Below are 19,945 nucleotides of genomic sequence, written 5' to 3'. Positions count from 1 at the left end.
GCAATGAAGACCGTCAACCACTGGATCGGTGGCAAGACCGTCGAGGGCGCGTCGGGCAACTACGGCCCGGTCACCGACCCGGCCACCGGCGAGGTCACCACGCAGGTCGCGCTCGCCTCGGCCGAAGAGGTCGACGCGGCGGTACAGGTGGCGAAGGAGGCCTTCCAGACCTGGGGCCAGTCCTCGCTGGCCGCCCGCACCAAGGTGCTGTTCGCCTACCGCGCCCTGCTGGACGCCAACCGCGACGCCATCGCCGAGCTGATCACCGCCGAGCACGGCAAGGTCCACTCGGACGCGCTGGGCGAGGTCGCGCGCGGCCTGGAGATCGTCGAGCTGGCCTGCGGGATCACCACCCAGCTCAAGGGCGAGCTGTCGACCTCCGTCTCCAACCGGGTCGACGTCTCCGCCATCCGCCAGCCGCTCGGCGTCGTCGCCGGCATCACCCCCTTCAACTTCCCGGCGATGGTGCCGATGTGGATGTTCCCGCTGGCTGTGGCCTGCGGAAACACCTTCATCCTCAAGCCGAGCGAGAAGGACCCGTCGGCCTCCAACAAGCTGGCCGAGCTGGCGAGCGAGGCCGGCCTGCCGGCGGGCGTGCTGAACGTGGTCCACGGCGACAAGGTGGCGGTGGACGCCCTCCTCGCACACCCCGACATCTCGGCCGTCTCCTTCGTGGGCTCGACGCCGATCGCCCGCCACATCCACACCACCGCCTCCGCCAACGGCAAGCGCGTGCAGGCGCTGGGCGGCGCCAAGAACCACATGCTGGTGCTCCCGGACGCCGACCTGGACGCGGCCGCCGACGCGGCGGTCTCGGCCGCCTACGGCTCGGCCGGTGAGCGCTGCATGGCGATCTCCGCCGTCGTGGCCGTCGGCTCCATCGCCGACACCCTCGTCGACAAGATCCGCGAGCGCGCCGAGAAGATCAAGATCGGCCCCGGCAACGACCCGACCTCCGAGATGGGCCCGCTCATCACGGCCGCCCACCGCGACAAGGTCGCCTCGTACGTCAAGGGCGCGGCCGCCCAGGGCGCCGACGTGGTCCTGGACGGCACCGGCTACACCGTCGAGGGCAACGAGAACGGCCACTGGATCGGCCTCTCCCTGCTCGACAACGTGAAGACCGACTCCGACGCCTACCGTGACGAGATCTTCGGTCCGGTGCTGTGCGTGCTGCGCACGGAGACCTACGAGGAGGGCGTCGCCCTCATCAACGCCTCGCCGTTCGGCAACGGCACCGCGATCTTCACCCGCGACGGCGGCGCCGCCCGCCGCTTCCAGCTGGAGATCGAGGCGGGCATGGTCGGCGTCAACGTCCCGATCCCGGTGCCGGTGGGCTACCACTCCTTCGGTGGCTGGAAGGACTCGCTCTTCGGCGACCACCACATCTACGGCAACGACGGCATCCACTTCTACACCCGCGGCAAGGTCGTCACGACCCGCTGGCCGGACCCCTCGGACGCGCCGGCCGGCGTGGACCTGGGCTTCCCCCGCAACCACTGACCGCCGAGCACCGAGCACTCGGCACGGACCGCCGGGCGCCGGCCGCGCGCAAGCGGCGCAGACCCGGCTCGCCCCCCGCAACCCTCACCGCGGGGGGCGAGCCGCGTCTCAGAGCAGCGACCAGACGTCCTTCGGCGCGTCCGTGCCCCAGACCGCGTCGCCGTGGCCGTAGCCCGGGACCACCCTGAAGGCGACGCGGTCGTTGCCCGACGCGCGGATCAGTTCCGCCCCGCGCGGGTGGTCGCCGCGGCCCAGCTCGGTGTTGATCCAGACGACCTCGGCGGCGATGCGGTCCCAGGCGATCCGGTACGTGGCGTCGTCGCCCGCCCAGACCGCGGCGAGGTCCCGCATCAGGGCCGCCGGCAGGAGGCCGCTGCCGAGGGCGGCGGTCGCCGCGTGCCAGGTGGCCAGCGGGGTGCGGGTCAGCGTGAAGCGGTCCTCGGCGGGGGTGGCGCCGAAGTCGTAGGTCCCGGCGCTGTGACCCCGGGCGTAGATCCAGTTCGCCGGCCCCGGGAGGGCGGCCGTGCGGATCAGCGCGAAGTGGGCGAGCCCGGCGTGCGTGAAGCGCCGGGTCGGGTCCGGCGGCCAGGGCGCCGGGGAGACGCCGTCCGGATCGGCCACCGCCTTGGCGATCACGGCCGTGAGTCCCGGATCGACGGTGTGGACGCCCTGCGCGAGCTGGGTGGCGTACGCGTCCCGGGTGTCGGCCGCGCGCAGCGCCAGGTCACCGGTGTACGGCCCGGTCGTGTCCAGAGCCACGACCCGGCGCAGCCGCGGCGAGGTGTCGTGCGAGGCCGCGTCCAGGGCGAGGGCGGCCCCGGCGGAGTGCCCGGCGTACTGGTAGGGCAGCCGCAGTACGGAGTCCAGCGCGCCCACCACCCGGTCCAGGTCCCGGCGGTGCGCGGCGAGCCCCCACTCGGCGGTGATGTCCGCGGCGGCCGCGGCGTCCTCGCGCGGGGTGACCCCGACGACGAGCAGGCCGCGGCGGCGCAGTTCGTGGGCGAGGTTGTGGTCGTCCGGGCCGCCCGGGGTGAAGAAGTCCGCCGCGAAGTTCAGCCCGCCGCCGGGCAGCAGGTACGCGATCCCCCGCGGCGCCCGTCTCGTGTCCGCGATCACGTCGACCGTGACGGGCGCCGGGCCGCCGTCGTCGAGCGGGAGGGTGAGCCGGATCCAGCCGTCGCCCGGCAGGTAGACGGCGGTGCCGGTGCCCAGCGCGCGCTCGATGCGGGTCAGCAGACCCGTGCCCTTGGCCGCGTCGCCGTGCTGTCGTTCCATCGAAGGTGCCTCCCCGCCCCAGGGTGATGGCCGAATACCGTCACCCTGGGACACCTTCGCCGGTCAGCGCGCCTGAGCCAAGTCCGGGGCGGGTTCGACCTGTTCGTGTTCCGCGCGGCGCCGGCGGCGCAGCACCCACAGGGTGGCCCCCGCGCCCGCCAGTACCAGGAACAGGCCCACGGCCGGCCAGGGGACGGCGATGAAGTCGGTCTCGGACCGCGAGACCAGATCGGGGTGGGCGCTCGCTCCCGCCGTGATCCTGACGGTCACCCAGTCGGACTGGGGGGCGTCCGGCCAGGGTTCGGTCAGCTCGATCCGCTGTCCCGGCAGCAGGGTCAGCTTCAGTTCGCGGGCCGGCCGGTCCAGCACGTCGCGCCCGAACAGGCCCTCGGCAGAGACCGTCACCTTGGGCTCGACGACCACGTTGCCCCGGTTGACCAGCGTGTACGAGACCGTGGCGCGGGCGTCCTTGACCCAGGGCAGCAGCGGCGCCGACCGGCTGATCCGCACGTCCTCCACGCTCAGCCCCGGAGTCAGCGGGCCCGGCACCCGGAAGTACAGCCGGGCGCCCACCGAGCGCTTCACCCCGACCTGGACCTTGCCGTCCTGCTGCACGCCCTCCACGGCGGTGTTCAGGGCGACGATCCCGCCGACGTGGTCACCGGGCGTCGCGTCCGCCGGGACCTTCACGGTGAACGGGATGTCCTTGCGGCCCTTGGCCGGCACGGTGACGGTGCCCGCGGTCTCCGGCGGCAGCGCGATCCACGCGCCGACGTCCTTGGGCCTGGTCTCGGCCGGCAGGAGCGCGAAGGCGCCGCCCGCCGGGGTGTTCATCGCGTCGGTGGCGAAGACCTGGAACGTCAGGTCCCTGTCGGAGGAGTTCAGGATCGTCACGCTGTCGGCGAGGGTGGTTCCGGCCGCGCCCTGGTGGAAGAAGTACGCGCGGTCGGTCATCGCCGCACCGGCCGCGGGGGTGGGGAAGACCCCCCAGGTGCCGTTGTCCGCGGCCCTCGCCGCGGTGGCCGGGAGCAGGCCCGCGCCCAGGAGCAGCAGGCCGAGGAGCAGCCCGTGGAGGGAGGTGCGGGTGCGGCTACGCGTACGGCTGCGGGTGCGCATGGGCGGTCTCCAGTCGGCGCCGGAAGGGGAAAGGGGTGGTGCGGCGCCGGAGCGCCGCACCACCCTGGAGGAGCGGGCCGTACGGGTCAGGCGATCGAGAAGGTCACGACCGTCTGGTAGGTGTCGGCGAACATGAAGGGCGGGAGCTGGATCATCCCGGCGCCGCCGACGGCGAACTCACCGCCGGTCAGCTCGTCCCCGCCGGCGGCCTGGGAGGCCACCTTCATCGGGACGTCGGAGATCGCGCCGGGCGTGCCCGCGGTGCAGGTGCTCGGGCTGTCCGGGTTGGTCACGGTGCAGGACGGCTGGATGCCGATCTGCGCCTTCGCCATCGAGTGGCCGGTGGCCTGGTTCAGGAACGGCGTGCGCGTCGCCGTCACGTCCCAGCCGAGCGAGCCGCCGCGGAAGTCCTGGACGGTCGCGGCGTTGAAGACGCCGACCACCGACTGGGCCTTGCCGTTGATGGTGACCGAGCCGAAGCTGACGGCCGGCTGGCCGTCCTTCGGGCCGAGGGCCAGCGGTCCGGGGAGGACCTCGACGTCGACCGGGTTCTTGACGCCGGCCTGCTCCTCCACGAACACGAAGGGCTTGGAGGTGGTCGCACCGTTGATCTTGATCGTGTCGGCCTTCTTGGTGACCGTGAGGGTGCACGTGGCCACACCGGCGGCGTCCGCCGTGCCGTTGCCGTTGTCACCGGTCGGCGCGCCGGCGAGCAGGGCGGAGCAGGTGACGGGGCCGGGCGGCATGTTGGCGCCGCTGACGACGACCTCCTGGCCCGCCGGGCCGCTGTTGGGCGTCAGCTTCGTCGTGATCGGGTCCTTGGGCAGGGCCTCGACCGCGACCGAGCCGAGCGAGGCGCTCGGGCGGGGCGCCGGGGTGCAGGTGGTGGTGAAGACCGAACCGGAGAGGTCCGCGTCCGTCACCGCCAGGTCGAGTGCGACGTTGACCGTGGTGCCCTCGGTGCCGTCCGGGATCTTGATCGTTCCGGAGAACGCCTTGGGGTCGAGCGGCTGCCCGGCCACGACGCTGACGGTCTCGGGCGGGCTGGTGACCACCTGGGTGGTCGTCCCGACCTTGAGGGTGATCTTGGACGTGTTCACCGTGGTGACGGAGAACCCGGGGATCAGCGGGCTCGCGCCCGGGTCGATCGTGATCGGGACGACGTCGCCGGCCTTGGCGCCGTCGGGCAGGGTGACCGTCCAGTTCTGGTTGCCCGAGCCGTCCGGCTGCGGCGCCGGGGCGTCGCAGTTCTCGAAGACGGCGGTGGTCTTCGTCGCGGCCTGCGCGGAGCCTGCCAGGCCCACCACGCCGCCCGTCAGGGCCAGAGACAGGGCTCCCGCCCCGGCCAGCACTCTTCGTCTGAGCGTTCTCGTACTCACTGGGTCGCGACTCCTTCGTCATGACGAACCCCTCCCCCCACCCGCTGTGTGGGGGAGGCCGAGCCGGTGCGGTGGCCGATATTGACGCGTCACGGTGATGAGAAGTCAATGACTTGCTTTCGCCCGAAGCACACAGAAATTGATGGGCCATCAGCAAGGGTCTGATGGCCCATCGGATACCGACTGGTCGGGGTGCCCGGGTGTGCGGGGTCTAGCGGTCGGCGGGGAGGTGGAGCAGCAGGTTCGGGGTGCCGGCCGGGAGCCCGGTGATCCGGTCGGGCACGGCGCTGCGCAGCAGCGCCTCGGTCACCTGCGCCGGGGTACGGGCCGTACCGCTCGCCAGGACGAGCGCGGCGACCCCCGCCACGTGCGGGGCGGCCATCGAGGTGCCGGAGGCGCGGGCGGTGGCGGTGGCGGAGTCCTTCCAGGCCGAGGTGACACCCACGCCCGGGGCCGAGAGGTCCACGCAGGGGCCGTGGCTGGAGAACGGCGCGCGCCGGTCGTCGGCGTCGGTCGCGCCGACCGTGATCGCCTGCGGGACCGAGGCGGGGGATCCCCCGCAGGCGTCCTCGCCGTCGTTGCCCGCGGCCACGGTGAAGGTGATCCCGGAGGCCACGGCCCGGATCACCGCCGCGTCGAGGGCGTGGCTGGGGGTGCCGCCCATGCTCATGTTGGCCACCGCCGGGGTCCCCGGGGCCTTCGCAGCGTCCTTCACCACCCAGTCGAGGCCCTTGAGAAGGGCCGACAGGCTCCCGGAACCGTGGCAGTCGGCCACCTTCACCCCGACGAGCGAGACCCCCTTCGCGACCCCGTACGTCTGCCCGCCCACGGTCGCCGCGACGTGCGTGCCGTGGCCGTTGCAGTCGCGGGAGCTCCCGAGGAACACCGCGTTGTAGCCGAAGCGGGCGCGGCCGCCGAACTCCTCGTGGAGGGTGTTGATCCCGGTGTCGACGATGTAGACGGTGACGCCCTCGGCCCTGGTGGGGTACGTGTACGAGCCGTCGAGCGGGAGCTCGCGCTGGTCGATGCGGTCCAGCGGCCAGGGTGCCTGCGCCTGGGCCTGCGGCTGCGCGTCGGCGGGGGCGGGGGCGGCTGCGGTGTCGCCGGTGCTCGTGTGGAACTGCACGTCCGGCTCCACGGAGGCCACCCGGGGGTCGGCGGCCAGGGCGGCGGCCCGCGCGGCGGTGGTGCGGACGGCGAAGCCGTTGAGGGCGGCTTCGTAGACCGGCCCGACCTCGTCGCCGGAGTCCGCGGCCTCGGCGGTCAGGGCGCGGGTCGGGGCGCGCGAGCCGGTGTCCTTGAGGACGACGACGTAGGGGGCGACGGGGGCTTCGGCGGAGGAACGGGCCGCGGAGGAGGGGTGCGGCGGCAGGGCGGCGGCCGTGGTGGCCGCCGCGAGCAGGGCGACGGCGGCGGGGAGGAGCGGGACGAATGCGGTCATGCGGCCGATGCTCGGCGAGCGGCGGCGCGGGCGCGCGGAGGGTGCGCCGAGTGGGCGCACGACACGCCGCCGCGCGGGCTACGGGCTGAGGGGCCAGCCGCGCATCGCGAAGACGCCCTCGTCGCGGGCGCCGGCGGCGTCGTAGGTGGCCAGGGCGGCCTCGTTGTCGGTGTCGACGCCCACCCACATGCCGTAACAGCCGCGGGCCTTCGCCTCGTCGGCGAGGGCCAGCGTCAGGGCGCGGCCGAACCCGCGGCGGCGGTACCCCTCGTCCACGGACAGCTCGTACAGGCACATCTCGGTGCCCTTGTCGGGGTGGCTCATCTCGATGCCGGAGACCATCCCGGCGGGCACTCCGTCGACGTAGGCGATGAGCATCACGTGCCCCGGGGCGGCGAGGAAGCGCTCGGACCACTCCTCTCGGGCGGGCCCGTCGAAGAGGGATTCGGCGGCGGCGAGCTCGGCGGGGGTGAGGGCCCGGCGGATGTCCATGCCGGCCACGATAGTGCGCGCATGACGGATGGTGAGCGGAAGTCCGCCGCGGCGTGGCGGGCGGCGGGAAACCCCTGACCGGACCGCCACGGAACGGGTTACGGTCACGGCACGGGCCTGACCGTCCGCCGAACGACTGAGGGGGAGCATCGTGAGAAGTGCCGTCGTCACCGCGGAGGACGACCGGATCCGCTGGGTCGAGCTGCCGGGGGAGGAACCGGCCCGGGTGTACGTGCACGGCCTCGGCTCCACCTCGCCCGCCTACTTCGCGGCGAGCGCCACGCATCCGCTCCTGGCGGGGCGGCGCTCCCTGCTGGTCGATCTGCTGGGCCACGGGCACAGCGACCGGCCCGAGGGGTTCGGCTACACCCTGGAGGAGCACGCCGACGCCCTGGCGGCCGCCCTCGGCGCGGCCGGGGTGGCGGGCGCCGAGCTGATCGCCCACAGCATGGGCGGAGCTGTGGCGATCGTGCTCGCCCACCGCCATCCCCACCTGGTCTCCCGGCTGGTGCTCGTCGACGCCAACCTGGATCCGGTTCCGCCCGGTCCCGCGATGCCCGGAAGCAGCGGGATCGCCGCCTACACGGAGGAGGAGTTCCTGGCCGGCGGCTGGGCCGAGGTGCGTGACCGGGTCGGCGCGCACTGGTGGTCCACGATGCGCCTCGCCGGCCGGACGGCCCTCCACCGCTCGGCCGTCCACCTCGCGGCGGGCACCACGCCCACCATGCGTGAGCTGCTGCTGGAGTTGAAGGTCCCGCGCACCTACCTGCTGCCGGAGGCGGACGGCCCGCTTCCCGGAGCCGAGGCCCTGGAGGCGGCCGGCGTCGCCGTGGTGTCCGTCCCCGACTGCGGGCACAACATCATGCTGGACAACCCCGAGGGCTTCGCCCGCGCCACCGCCGCGGGCCTCGGCTAGGCCCGCGGCGCCTCCAGCCGGTCGAGGTCGTCCCGGGACAGCCGCAGCGCGCCGGCGGCGATGTTCTGCGTCAGGTGACCGGGGTCGGACGTGCCGGGGATCGCCAGCACGTTCGGCCCGCGGTGCAGGGTCCAGGCCAGCCTGACCTGCGCGGGTGTCGCCCCGTGCGCGCGGGCCACGGCACGGAGGCCGTCGCCGTGGGTGTCGTCGGCGGGTGCCTCGCGCCGCCGGCCCGAGATCGCGAAGAAGGGAACGAAGGCGATCTCCTGCCGACGGCAGCTGTCGATCAGGCCGTTGGTGTCGGCGAGCCGCTGGTCCAGGCCGTACGGGTTCTGCACGCAGACCACGGGTGCGATGGCCTGGGCCTCGGCGAGCTGTTCGGGCGTGACGCAGGACAGGCCCAGGTGGCGGACGAGCCCCGCCTCCCGCAGCTCGGCCAGTGCGCCGAAGTGCTCGGCGACCGACACGATGCCGTTCACGCGCAGGTTGACCACGTCGAGGTGGTCCCGGCCGAGCTGGCGCAGGTTCTCCTCGACCTGCCCGCGCAGTTGCCCGGGCCCGGCCATCCCCAGCCATGCGCCCGACGGGTCCCGCCACGGTCCGACCTTGGTGGCGATGACCAGATCGTCGGTGTACGGCGCCAGCGCCCGGTTGATCAGCTCGTTCGCGGAGCGCAGCGGCGAGAAGTAGAACGAGGCGGTGTCGATGTGGTTCACCCCGCGCTCGACCGCGCTCCGCAGGATCCCGACGGCGACCTCCCGGTCGATCGGGGCGCCGTCGGAATTCCCGCTCATGCCGTTTCCGGTCAGCCGCAGCGTGCCGAAGCCGACGCGGTTCACCTCCAGGTCGCCGAGCTTCCAGGTGCCCGCGGCGGCGGCCGTGACCGGCGCCGATGCCGCTGTGACCGTCGTCGACTCCGCCGTGACCGTCGTCGACCGCGCCGTGACCGTCTCCGACTCCGTCGCGCCCCTTGTCGACTGTGCCGTGACCGCCGCTGAATCCACCGTGCCCCACCCCGTGTTCGTCGTGCCGCAGACCATTGCGGCCGCCACCGTGCCGCTCCGGGAGTATGGGACGACGAACGTCGTGGCGAGAAGGTGTGCAGGGGCGGCGAAAAGTCACACCCCGGGCGGGAACTCGGCGCCTGTGCAAAGCCGTTGGAGCATACGTACGGGTTCACCGGAAGACCGGCGGCGCGGCGCGCAGTAACCGGGTGGGGTCCGGCCCTGTTGGCCGGGGTGATCCGTCCGCCCCGGCCCCGAGGACCCTCCATGCGCCGTCGCCGCCTCGTCCCCGCTCTCGCCACCGCCGCCGCCACCGCCGTGCTCGCCCTCGCGCCGGCCGCCTGGGCCGCACCGGAGGTCCCGGCCGACAAACCGCTGGTGCTCAGCCGCTGGACGCAGCCCAGCGCGGCCAGTTACCAGGCCTGGGCCGACGCGCGCGAGCACCGGGGCGCGTGGGCCGCGTACGGCTTCGACTGGTCGACCGACCACTGCACCTCGTCCCCGGACAACCCCTTCGGCTTCCCCTTCACCGCCGCCTGCGACCGCCACGACTTCGGCTACCGCAACCACCGGGCGGCAGGGCTGTTTCCGGCCGCCAAGGCCCGGCTGGACGAGGCGTTCCTCGCGGACATGAAGCGGGTCTGCGCGCACTACTCCGGCAGCCGCAAGAGCTCCTGCGAGGGCACCGCGTGGACGTACTACCAGGCGGTCAGGCTCCTCGGGATCTCGTAGGGATCTTGTAGGGGTCTCCCGGGAATCTCCTGGGGATCACGCGGGACCACGTCGAGGGCCGCTTCGGCTGACTCGGCCGGGGCGGGCGCCCGTCACCGTACGAGGTGCCGGGCGAACCAGTCCCGGGCCAGGGCGGCCACCTCGTCCAGGGCTCCCGGCTCCTCGAAGAGGTGGGTGGCCCCCGGGACGATCTCCAGCCGGTTCTCGCAGCGCAGTTCGCGCTGGGCCCCGCGGTTGAGTTCGAGCACCGTCGTGTCCCGGCTCCCGACGACGAGGAGCGTGGGGGCCCGTACGGCGGCCAGCCGCGGGCCGGCGAGGTCGGGCCGGCCGCCCCGGGAGACCACGGCGCCGATCCCGGAGCCCGCGTCGCCGTCCGGGGCCTTCGCGGCCTCCGCGGCCGCCCACAGCGCCGCCGCGGCTCCGGTGCTCGCCCCGAAGTAGCCGACCGGGAGGGGCACGCGGCGCCGCAGCCAGCGGGTGGCCTCCGCGAGCCGGCCGGCCAGGGGTTCGATGTCGAAGACGTTGGCCCGGTCGGCCTCCTCGGCGGGTGTGAGCAGGTCGAAGAGCAGAGTGCCCAGCCGCGCCCGGTTCAGCTCCGCCGCCACCGCGCGGTTGCGCGGGCTGCGCCGGCTGCTGCCCGAGCCGTGGGCGAACACGACGACCGCCCCGGCACCCTCCGGCAGGGCGAGGTCCCCGGCCAGGACGATGCCGCCGGCGTCCACCTCGACCGCGGCCGCCCGGGCGGCCTGGCCGGACGCCGGTCCCGGGCCGGGACCGGCGTCTGCCCGCGTCAGCAGGGCGATGACCTCCTCGTCGGGGGTCTGGGAGAAGTCCTCGTACCACTCGCCGACGGCGCGGAAGGCGCGCGGTGCGGAGAGGCACACCACTTCGTCGGCCTCGGTGCGCAGCCAGGCGACCGCGTCCGGCGGCGCCACCGGAACCGCCAGCACCACCCGGGCCGCGCCCTGCGCCCGTACGACCTCGCAGGCGGCCGCGGCCGTGGCCCCGGTGGCGATCCCGTCGTCGACCACGATCACCGTGCGGCCGGCGAGCGCCACCCGCGGCCGGTCGCCGCGGAACCTGCGCGCCTGCCGGGCCAGCTCGGCCTCCTCGGCGTGCTCGACCGCGGCGAGGTCCTGCTGCCGGACCCGGCTGCTGCGGACGATGTCCTCGCTGATGACGCGCACCCCGCCCTCGCCGATGGCGCCGAAGCCCAGCTCCCGGTGGTAGGGGACGCCGAGCTTGCGGACCACGATCACATCGAGCGGGGCGCCGAGTGCCCGCGCGACCTGGAAGGCCACCGGGACTCCGCCGCGGGGCAGGCCCAGGACGACGGGATCCTCCCCCTGCAGGTGAAGGAGCGCCTCGGCGAGACGCTCTCCCGCGTCCGTGCGATGGGTGAACAGCACGGGGGTTCACCCCCAACCAGGGGAGACGGAAACCACGCACACACCTACTTCGACGCAACCCCATCCACGGCCCGTCCGCAAGTCGGTGCCGGGCCCGTGGGCGCGGTCGACCGCGAAGAGTCGGCCCGGGTGGCTCTGCGTGAGCTTCGGGCGACTCGCCCGGGGCGTGCCACGGTCACCGTGGACGCGGCCGCCCCCTGCCCAGCCGGACGGCGGTCGCCCGCAGGCTTTACCCGGCGGTCGACCAACCGGCGTACCGGCGGCGGTAGCGTCCAGCCATCCACCCGTCACCGCCCCCCTGCCCGGGGGGACTTCAGGAGGCATGCCATGAGTCCGGTCAACCTGTTCGACGCGGCAGCGGGGATGCCTGCCGCCTGGAGCTCCGAGGTGCTGGGGGAGGTCGGCACCGCCGCCGTGAAGCTGCTGCGCATGGACGGGACGCCGGTGGTGGAGGAGTCGCACGGCGAGGCCGAGATCCTAGTCGTGCTCGAGGGCCGGCTCGAACTGGTCGTCCAGGGCGCCGCGGTGGCCGTCGGCCCCGGGGAGATGTACCGGATCCCGGCCGGTGCGCCCCACGAGGTGCGCCCCGGCAGCCGCGGAACCCTCCTGATCGTGGAGGTCCCGGAGAACTGACGGCCCGGGCCGCCCCGCCGCAGGACAGAAAAAGGCCCTCCGCGGGGGAGGGCCTGAGGATGGGACGTGGAAAGTGCCCCCGGCAGGACTCGAACCTGCGGCCAAGTGCTTAGAAGGCACCTGCTCTATCCACTGAGCTACGGGGGCCGGAAGGTGGCCGTGGTGGGCCTGGAGCCCCTGGTGGGGGTGGGGCTGCGGTCCGTGCCGGGTCAAGGATAGGGCTCCGGTCGCCTTGTCCCGGTTGCTTCACTCGCGGGCCACGATGTGGAGGTTCGGTGAAGCGGTCCCGATAATCGCAGGCAGGTGCGATTCTCGCATCGCTTTTGCGCCGCGGCGGCCCCTGGTGTTGTGCACTCGTTATGCCTGCGCCCCACTCGTCCGTCGTGCCCAGAATGTCCCACTGGAGTCGCGGTCGGCGCGCAGAGGACGTATAAGCTTCAAAAATGGTCCTAAATTGGGCATTCTTCGCATGTGGTGACCTTGGATGTTCGGCCTCAGCTGCTCGATGCCCTGTCCGCCCTGCGCGACCGGGTCGCGTCCGTGCGTCTGCCGCTGCCTCTGCCCGGCGCCCCGCGCGCCCGCCAGACCAGAGCCGAGCTGCTCGCGCAGCTCGACGACTACCTCGTACCCCGGCTGAAGGCGCCCGAGGCGCCGATGCTCGCCGTCGTCGGCGGGTCCACCGGGGCCGGTAAGTCCACCCTCGTCAACTCCCTCGTCGGACGGCAGGTCAGCGAAGCCGGAGTGCTGCGCCCGACCACGCGCACACCGGTGCTCGTCTGCCATCCGGATGACCATCACTGGTTCGCCGGAATGCGCGTGCTGCCCGATCTGATGCGCGTCTGGGTGCCCCACGAAGAGGAGGAGCCCCCCTCGGCCCAGTCCCAGTCCCGGGCCCGGGCCCGGCCCCGCGGCCGCGCCCACGGCGACACCCACGCCACCCGCGAGATGCGCATCGAGACCGTCTCCAGCCTGCCGCGCGGACTGGCCATCCTCGACGCCCCCGACATCGACTCCCTCGTCGTCGAGAACCGGACACTGGCCGCCGAACTCATCTGCGCCGCCGACGTCTGGGTGATGGTCACCACCGCCTCGCGGTACGCCGACGCCGTCCCCTGGCACCTGCTGCGCACCGCCAAGCAGTACAAGGCCACCCTCATCACCGTCCTCGACCGCGTCCCGCACCAGGTACTGGCCGAGGTCTCACGGCAGTACGGGGCCCTGCTCACCAAGGCCGGGCTGGGCGAGGTACCGCGCTTCACCGTCCCGGAACTGCCCGAATCGGCCGGCGGCGGCGGGCTGCTGCCGGCCAGCGCCGTCGCCCCGCTGTTCGCCTGGCTCGCCCACCACGCCCAGGACCCGGCCGCCCGCCAGTACGCCGTCGGGCGGACCGCGCTCGGCGCGCTGGACTCCCTGCGCCGCCGGATGCCGGAACTCGCCTCCGCCGTCGCCGCCCAGCACGCCGCCGCCGTACGGCTGACATCGGCCGTCGAAGACGCGTACCGGCGCGAGGGCAAACGGGTCCGCAACCGCCTCGACCACGGCGCCGTACTCGCCGGGGACGCACTGACCCGGTGGCGCGGCTACCCGCTCGACACGAGCGCCGACGAACTGCTCGACTCCCTCGCCGAGTCCCTCGCCGCACTGCTCCAGTGCGCCGTCGCCGCCGCCGACGAGCGGATCGCCGAGGCCTGGCGGCGCGAGCCCGCCGCCGGCGCGGTAGCGCTGCCCGCGCCCGACAGGGAAGCGGGGGAACGTATCGGCATGGCGGTACGGCGCTGGCGGCGCGTGCTGGAGGAACTCGCCGAGGAAGAGGTGGCCCGGCTCGACAAGCAGCCCGCACCCGACCCCGACGGTGTCGCGGCCCTGCTCGTCGCCGCCCTCCTCGGCGGCAAACGCGCCCGGCCCGCGGGCGAGAAGCTCGCCGAACGCATCGGCGCCCAGGCCGCCCTGCGGCTGCGCGACCGGGGCGGCGAACTGGTCGGCGACCACCTCGACCAGGTGCTGCGCGCCGAGCGCGACCGCCGGCTCGCCCCGATCGAAGCGCTCGAAGTGACCCCGGAACCGCAGGCCGAGCTCATTGCCGCGCTGTCCGTACTGCAGAAGGAGAGGTGACGCGGTGACCGCCCTGACCGACCGGACCGACGACCGCTGGGACGACGGACTCATCGCGCGCTCGCGGCCCCGGGCCGCCGGCGGGATCGAGGACGACGGGACCGATGAGGACGACGAGGGCGACGTCGGCGACGAGGCGCTCGTACGGGCCGTCTCCGGCGCGGGCAGCGACGGCGGCAAGTCGCACGCGCCCCCGCTCAGTCCCGAGGCGCAGGCCCTGCGCCTGCGGCTCGACGCGCTGCGCCAGCTCGTCGGGCTGTCCCGGACCAGGCTCGACGGCAAGACCCTCGCCGAGGCCGGGCGGGTCCTCGACGAGGCGGCGGCGCGCCGCGGACTCTCCCCGCAGCACACGGTCGTCGCGATCGCCGGAGCCACCGGAAGCGGCAAGTCCACACTTTTCAATTCACTCGCCGGAGTGCAGATCTCCGAGACCGGGCTGCGCCGCCCCACCACCGCGGCGCCCATCGCGTGCAGTTGGTCGGACGGGGCCGCCGGACTGCTGGACCGCCTGGAGATCCCCGGGCGGCTGCGCCGCCGGCCCCGCGAGACCTCGGAGGCGGAGGCCCTGCGCGGGATGGTCCTCGTCGACCTGCCCGACCTGGACTCGGCGGTCGGCGCGCACCGGGACCACGTGGACCGCGTCCTGGCGCTCGTCGACGCCGTGGTGTGGGTGGTGGACCCGGAGAAGTACGCGGACGCGGTCCTGCACGAGCGGTACCTGCGGCCGCTGGCCGGGCACGCGGAGGTGACCTTCGTCGTGCTGAACCAGGTGGACCGGCTGCCCGGCGACGCGGCCGACCTCGTACTGGACGACCTGCGCCGGCTCCTCGACGACGACGGCATCGCGCTCGGCGAGCACGGCGAGCCCGGCGCCACGGTCCTCGGGCTGTCCGCCCTGACCGGGGACGGCGTCGGGGAACTGCGCGAACTCCTCGGACAGTTCACCCAGGAGAAAGGAGCCGCCACCCGGCGGATCTCCGCCGACGTCGACCGCGCCGCCGGGCGCCTGCGGCCGCTCTACGTCGCCGACGGACACGCCGGGCCGGAGATCGGCGAGGCGGCGCGCGCCGAGTTCGAGGACCGCCTCGCCGAGGCGGTCGGGGCGTACGCGGCCGGGCTCGCCGCCGAGCGCGCCTGGAGGCGCAACGCCGGCAAGGCGTGCGGGACGCCCTGGCTGCGCCTGTGGCGGTGGTACGAGAGCCGGCGCGCGCCGCGCTCCCTGGCGGGTCTGGCCGCGCTGGCGGCGATCGGCGGCCGGGGCGCGACGACCGTGCAGGCGCCGGTCGAGGAGGAGGTGACCGCCCGTCAGCGGGTGGAGCAGGCCGTACGGGCGGTCGCCGACGAGGCGGTGGCGGGCCTGCCCGAACCGTGGGCGCAGGCCGTCCGCGAGACCGCGGTGCGCGGCGCCGACCGGCTCCCGGAGGCACTGGACGAGATCGCGGTGACGCTGGGGGCGGCGGTCGCGGTGCCCAGCGTCAAACCGCCGCGGCCCACGTGGTGGCCGGCGGCCGTGCTGACGCAGGCGGCCATGACGCTCGTGCAGATCTACGGCGGGCTGTGGCTGGTCGGGCAGATCGTCGGGGTCCTGGAGCCCAGACTGCTGCCGCCGGTGCTGCTGATGGTGGCGGGCATCATCGGCGGGCCCCTCGTGGAATGGGCCTGCTCGATCGCGGCCCGGGGCCCCGCGCGCCGGTACGGGCAGGACGCGGAGCGCAGGCTGCGGCAGGCGGCGGCCGGCTGCGGGCGGGCCCGGGTGCTGGAACCGGTGGCGGCGGAGCTGCTGCGCTACCGGGAGGTGCGGGAGCAGTACGCCACCGTGGCCGCAGGGGGGAGCAGGTTGTCCACAACCCGCCAGTAGTCCACAGGCCGGAGCGGGGGATCCGCGGCCTGCCCCAGCATGGGTCGTAGCTCGTACGGATGGTCCGCACGGGCACGGACGACGGGGGAGGGCGGCCGGGATGAACGACACCCAGGTGACGCTGGTGGGCTGCGTGGCCACGCAGATCGACTACAAGGAAACGGTGAACGGTCCGGCGGCGCGGTTCCGGTTCGCCGTGACGCCGAGGTACTTCGACCGGCGCAAGGACGCCTGGACGGACGGGGCCACCAGCTTCTACACGGTGTGGGCGCGGCGGGCGCTCGCCGTCAATCTCGCCGGTTCCGTATCGGTCGGCGAACCGCTGGTGGTGCACGGGCGGCTGCGCGTGCGGGAGGACCCGCCCGACGGGGACGGCAAGCGGTGGGTCTCCGCGGAGATCGACGCTTCCGTCATCGGGCACGACCTCAACCGCGGGACCGCGGCCTTCCGGCGCGTGGTGCGGACGGACACCCCGCTGATGGCCACTCAGAAGGCGGCGGTGGTCTGAGTGTTCGAGGCGGTTAGGATTCCCCGGTACTCACGGGCACCTGGGTCTTTGGCCCGAAGGGGAAGACTGTGTCGATTGCCGTTCCCGCATCCTCCGCTCCTGATCCCGCTCCTGGCTGCGCGCCGCGTTCCGCCGCCGGCCCGGTTCCTCGCTCCACTGCTGTGCCTGCTCCTCTCGAACCTCCCGCCGCGGTACGGGGCTCCGCGCGCCGGCCGCTGGCGGTGGCCCTGCTGGCCGCGGCCCTCGCCGCCGCGCCCGGCGCCCGGGCCGCCGCCGACTCCGACCCGGTCGCGCCCCGGGTGCCGGAGGGCGCGAGCGCCGTCCTGGACGGGCTCAAGACGTACGGGCAGGCGGTCCTGCGCTCCGGGGACGGATCGGTCCGGCAGATCCCGGCCGGGCTCTACGAGATGCGGGTCGACGGCGGCGGGATGCTCCAGACGTACGGGGTCGGCGTGGCGGGCAACGCCCAGCCGCAGGCCCGGTACACCGAGAGCGGCTGGGGCGGCAGCCCGCTCGCCGGCAACCGGGAGGCGGGCCGGATCCGCTGGGTCCTGGAGCACTCCTACCCACAGCTGAACGATCTGGCCGGGCTCGCCAAGGCGGCCGGGGCCGGGGCGCTCACCGCGGAGAGCGCAGCCGCCGGGACCCAGGTGGCGATCTGGCGGCTGGCGGACGGGGTGCACGTCGAGGCGGCGGACCCGGCGGCGGAGAAGCTGGCCGACTACCTGCAGCGGGCGGCCGGGCAGCTGCCGGAGCCCCCGGCCTCGCTGGGGCTGGACCCGGGCGAGGTGTCGGGACCCGTCGGCACCCGGCTCGGCCCGGTGACCGTGCGGACCGGGGCGCGGAGCGTGTCGGTCGTCCCGGACGCGGCGGCCGTCGCGATGGGGGTGCGCGTGGTGGACGCCGAGGGGCAGCCCGTGGACACCGCTGCCAACGGGAGCCGGCTGTACTTCGAGGTGCCCGCGGGCACCCCCGACGGGACGGCCTCGATCACCGTCCACGGTGCGACCAAGGTGCCGGTCGGGCGGGTCTTCACCAGCGGGGTGCCCGCCCAGACGCAGATCGTGGCGGGCTCCAGCGAGTCCGCGGCCGCCGCCACGGCCACCGCGCTCTGGCCGCCGGCCCCGGTGACCGAGCCGGGCACGGCCACCGGCTCGGAGGCGGTGGCGCTGGGCGCGCAGTCGGCGGCCGTCCCGACGACCTCCCCGGACGAGGAGCGGCTGGCGACCAGCGGCAGCTCGGCGGCCACCCCGGTCATCGCCTCCCTGGCGGTGGGCCTGGTGGTCCTCGGCGGCCTGGTGGTCCTGCTGCTGCGCAAGCGCCCGCAGGACGAAGAGGACGGGGCGTAGCCCTCTCGGTGCACTGCCGGGTGGGCCCGGTGGGTCCGTTGGGCCGCTTGGCTGCCGGGGCTGGTTCGGATCCGCCGCCCCGGGTAGGGGCAGGAAATGGCTGATCAGCAACTGACCTGGCAGGGTGCCGTCGCGCGATGGGACCGGCTGCTGTTCGACGCGGTGGCCCGGCGGCACTGGCCGGGGGCCGACCGGGTGCTGCCCCGGCTCGGGCGGGCCGCCAACCACGGCGTGCTGTGGGGCGGCGCCGCCGCGGCGATCGCCGTCTTCGGCTCGGCCCAGGGTCGCAAGGCGGCCGGGCGCGCGGTCGCCTCGCTCGCGCTGGCCTCCGCGACGATCAACACCGTCGGCAAGTGGTCCGTACGCCGGCCGCGGCCGCTGCTGCACGGGGTGCCCGCCGTGCGGCAGCTGGCGACTCAGCCGCAGACCACCTCCTTCCCGTCCGGGCACTCGGCATCGGCCTTCGCCTTCACCGCCGGGCTGGCGCTGGAGTCCCCGGGCTGGGCGGCGGCGGTGGCTCCGGTGGCCGCGTCCGTGGCGTTCTCCCGCGTCTACACCGGCGTGCACTACCCCTCCGACGTCCTCGCGGGCGCGGCGCTGGGGGTGGCCGCGGCCGGAGTCGTACGCCGCCTCGCACGCGACGTACAGGAGGCCCGGGTCGTGCCGGGCGACGAGCGGAGGGCCGCCGGGGTGCCCGCGCTGCCCGACGGGGCGGGGCTGACCGTGGTGGTCAACACCGGGTCGGGGACGGCCGCGGACGCGGGGCTCGACCTCCTGCGCACCCGGCTCCCCGAAGCCGAGGTGATCGAGTGCGAGGGCGGCGACCTGGTGCCCACCCTGGCGGCGGCGGCCCAGCGGGCCACCGTGCTCGGGGTCTGCGGCGGCGACGGCACGGTCAACGCGGCCGCCACCGCCGCCCTGCGCGCCGGGGTCCCGCTGGCCGTGTTCCCCGGCGGCACCCTCAACCACTTCGCGATGGACCTCGGCCTCGGCGGCAGCGAGGACACCTGCCGGGCCCTGGCCGAGGGACACGCCGTCCGCGTCGGAGTGGGCCGCTTCTCCCCGGGCCCCGGGGACGCGCCGACCGCGGAGCCCGGCTACTTCCTGAACAACTTCAGCATCGGCGCCTACCCGGAGCTGCTGGGCCACCGGCTGCGCTGGGGCCCGCGCATCGGCGGCGGCCCCGCCGCGCTGCTGGCGGCCTGGCGGGTGCTGCGCGCCCAGCGGCCCGTGCGGCTGCGGCTGGCCGGGCGGCCCCGGAGCGTATGGCTGCTGTTCGCCGGCAACGGCACCTACCACGGCACCGGCCCCACCCCGCGCCGCCGCGACAGCCTCGGCGAGGGCCTGCTCGACCTCCGGATCGTCTACGGCGGCGGACGCCCCGGCCCGCGGCTCCTGGCGGCCGCCCTCGCGGGCCCCCTGAGCCGCTCCCCGGTCCACACCGCCACCCGCCTGCGCAGCCTGCGCATCGGCGACATCCCGAAGGGCACCCCGCTCGCCTACGACGGCGAATACGCCGAAGCCCCGCCCGCCCTCGTCCTCGACGAACTCCCCGAAGCCCTCACGGTCTACCGCCCCCGCTGATCCCGCTCACGGGCCGACCGCCGGCGGGCCGTCCGGTGCCGGACCCGCCCCCAGGTCGGCCCGCATGGCGCCGCGCATCGCCTGCCACTGGTCGCCGACCCCCGCCAAGGAGGCGTGTATCTCCTCGAACGACTGCCCGGGCCGCGGATTGCCCTCCTCCAGGCGCATGGTCCGGCTGTACGCGCGGGAGAGGGTGATGGTCATGGCGTCCAGCTCGGCCAGCACGGGGTCGGAGGCCATCATCTGGGCCTCCGCGAACGCGGCGTGCATGGCGTGGCGGGCGTCCTCGAGGTCGGCCCGTCCCTGCGGCGTGACCTCTCCCTTGTGGACGAGCCACAGGTAGTTCATGAGCTCGACGCGGTAGCGGCGGTAGCCGGAATTGGCCGTCACGTAGCACTGGCGCCGCTGTTCCAGCTCGACGATCTGCCGCTCGCGCTGCCACTGGGCGCCGGCCAGCCGCTCCTGGCGCGCGAACTGCTCCGCCTGCACGCGGGCCGCCAGGCGTTGCGACAGGACCGACGCGATGAGCGTGCCCGTGACACCCACCAACGCGACCGCCAACCCGATGAGTGCGCTTCCCACTGAACCCCCTGGCCGACCGAAGCCCTCGTGTCCGGGGCACCCTGCCCCGTGA

The 19,945-nt window shown here is 74.5% G+C and carries 17 protein-coding genes and 1 tRNA gene; 9 read left to right on the top strand and 9 right to left on the bottom strand.

The features are described 5' to 3' along the window. Positions 1–3: 3 nt before the first annotated feature. On the top strand, positions 4–1,503 hold the full coding sequence (locus OG472_RS17755; RefSeq protein ID WP_401602124.1) for a CoA-acylating methylmalonate-semialdehyde dehydrogenase: 1,500 nt from the start codon (positions 4–6) through the stop codon (positions 1,501–1,503). Between the two features lie 108 nt (positions 1,504–1,611). On the opposite strand, the gene OG472_RS17750 is transcribed toward OG472_RS17755, so the two are convergent. From OG472_RS17750 to OG472_RS17730, 5 genes are all read right to left on the bottom strand, one after another. Next, positions 1,612–2,778: a hypothetical protein gene (locus OG472_RS17750; protein ID WP_405830184.1), complete on the bottom strand. Its 1,167-nt coding sequence runs from the start codon at positions 2,776–2,778 to the stop codon at positions 1,612–1,614. Positions 2,779–2,841: 63 nt separating this feature from the next. Then, positions 2,842–3,894, bottom strand: coding sequence for a WxL protein peptidoglycan domain-containing protein (locus OG472_RS17745; RefSeq protein WP_405830182.1), 1,053 nt, complete (start codon positions 3,892–3,894; stop codon positions 2,842–2,844). An 86-nt stretch (positions 3,895–3,980) separates the two neighbouring features. Next, positions 3,981–5,273, bottom strand: coding sequence for a hypothetical protein (locus OG472_RS17740; RefSeq protein ID WP_405830181.1), 1,293 nt, complete (start codon positions 5,271–5,273; stop codon positions 3,981–3,983). A 211-nt stretch (positions 5,274–5,484) separates the two neighbouring features. Beyond that, the gene (locus OG472_RS17735; RefSeq protein ID WP_405941718.1) at positions 5,485–6,714 is read right to left on the bottom strand and encodes a S8 family peptidase; all 1,230 of its coding nucleotides are present in this window, start codon (positions 6,712–6,714) and stop codon (positions 5,485–5,487) included. A gap of 78 nt (positions 6,715–6,792) precedes the next feature. Continuing rightward, entirely contained in the window at positions 6,793–7,206 is a 414-nt protein-coding gene (locus OG472_RS17730) for a GNAT family N-acetyltransferase (RefSeq protein ID WP_383577753.1), read from the bottom strand. Positions 7,207–7,357: 151 nt separating this feature from the next. Here OG472_RS17730 and OG472_RS17725 point away from each other — a divergent pair, with 151 nt between their 5' ends. Then, positions 7,358–8,122, top strand: coding sequence for an alpha/beta fold hydrolase (locus tag OG472_RS17725; protein ID WP_405830177.1), 765 nt, complete (start codon positions 7,358–7,360; stop codon positions 8,120–8,122). On the opposite strand, the gene OG472_RS17720 is transcribed toward OG472_RS17725, so the two are convergent. After that, positions 8,119–9,126, bottom strand: a complete 1,008-nt coding sequence (locus OG472_RS17720) for an oxidoreductase (protein WP_405941717.1) — start codon at positions 9,124–9,126, stop codon at positions 8,119–8,121. The genes OG472_RS17725 and OG472_RS17720 overlap by 4 nt on opposite strands. Before the next feature lie 267 nt (positions 9,127–9,393). Between OG472_RS17720 and OG472_RS17715 the strand changes: the two genes are divergently transcribed. Next, positions 9,394–9,858, top strand: coding sequence for a phospholipase (locus OG472_RS17715; protein ID WP_405830174.1), 465 nt, complete (start codon positions 9,394–9,396; stop codon positions 9,856–9,858). A gap of 92 nt (positions 9,859–9,950) precedes the next feature. Here OG472_RS17715 and OG472_RS17710 read toward each other — a convergent pair whose 3' ends face one another. Then, entirely contained in the window at positions 9,951–11,267 is a 1,317-nt protein-coding gene (locus OG472_RS17710) for a phosphoribosyltransferase family protein (RefSeq protein WP_401602110.1), read from the bottom strand. Between the two features lie 327 nt (positions 11,268–11,594). Between OG472_RS17710 and OG472_RS17705 the strand changes: the two genes are divergently transcribed. Further along, positions 11,595–11,900 carry a cupin domain-containing protein gene (locus tag OG472_RS17705; RefSeq protein WP_405830173.1) on the top strand — a complete coding sequence of 102 codons (306 nt, stop codon included), beginning with the start codon at positions 11,595–11,597 and terminating at the stop codon, positions 11,898–11,900. 74 nt (positions 11,901–11,974) lie between these two features. Here the strand turns inward: OG472_RS17705 and OG472_RS17700 are convergent. Then, positions 11,975–12,047 (bottom strand) — tRNA-Arg (locus tag OG472_RS17700). Positions 12,048–12,380: 333 nt separating this feature from the next. Between OG472_RS17700 and OG472_RS17695 the strand changes: the two genes are divergently transcribed. From OG472_RS17695 to OG472_RS17675, 5 genes are all read left to right on the top strand, one after another. Next, positions 12,381–14,012, top strand: a complete 1,632-nt coding sequence (locus OG472_RS17695; protein WP_405941716.1) for a dynamin family protein — start codon at positions 12,381–12,383, stop codon at positions 14,010–14,012. Between the two features lie 4 nt (positions 14,013–14,016). Beyond that, positions 14,017–15,870, top strand: a complete 1,854-nt coding sequence (locus OG472_RS17690) for a GTPase (RefSeq protein WP_405830171.1) — start codon at positions 14,017–14,019, stop codon at positions 15,868–15,870. A 100-nt stretch (positions 15,871–15,970) separates the two neighbouring features. Further along, entirely contained in the window at positions 15,971–16,378 is a 408-nt protein-coding gene (locus OG472_RS17685) for a single-stranded DNA-binding protein (RefSeq protein ID WP_401602104.1), read from the top strand. 161 nt (positions 16,379–16,539) lie between these two features. Beyond that, on the top strand, positions 16,540–17,727 hold the full coding sequence (locus OG472_RS17680) for a thioester domain-containing protein (RefSeq protein ID WP_405941715.1): 1,188 nt from the start codon (positions 16,540–16,542) through the stop codon (positions 17,725–17,727). Positions 17,728–17,823: 96 nt separating this feature from the next. Continuing rightward, the gene (locus tag OG472_RS17675) at positions 17,824–19,311 is read left to right on the top strand and encodes a bifunctional phosphatase PAP2/diacylglycerol kinase family protein (protein WP_405941714.1); all 1,488 of its coding nucleotides are present in this window, start codon (positions 17,824–17,826) and stop codon (positions 19,309–19,311) included. 6 nt (positions 19,312–19,317) lie between these two features. Here OG472_RS17675 and OG472_RS17670 read toward each other — a convergent pair whose 3' ends face one another. Continuing rightward, the gene (locus OG472_RS17670) at positions 19,318–19,893 is read right to left on the bottom strand and encodes a hypothetical protein (protein ID WP_401602098.1); all 576 of its coding nucleotides are present in this window, start codon (positions 19,891–19,893) and stop codon (positions 19,318–19,320) included. Positions 19,894–19,945: the final 52 nt, after the last annotated feature.

Origin of the sequence: Streptomyces sp. NBC_00207, from assembly GCF_045160965.1 — a bacterium.
GTDB lineage: Bacteria > Actinomycetota > Actinomycetes > Streptomycetales > Streptomycetaceae > Streptomyces.
This window is presented reverse-complemented; position numbering and strand designations above follow the sequence as displayed.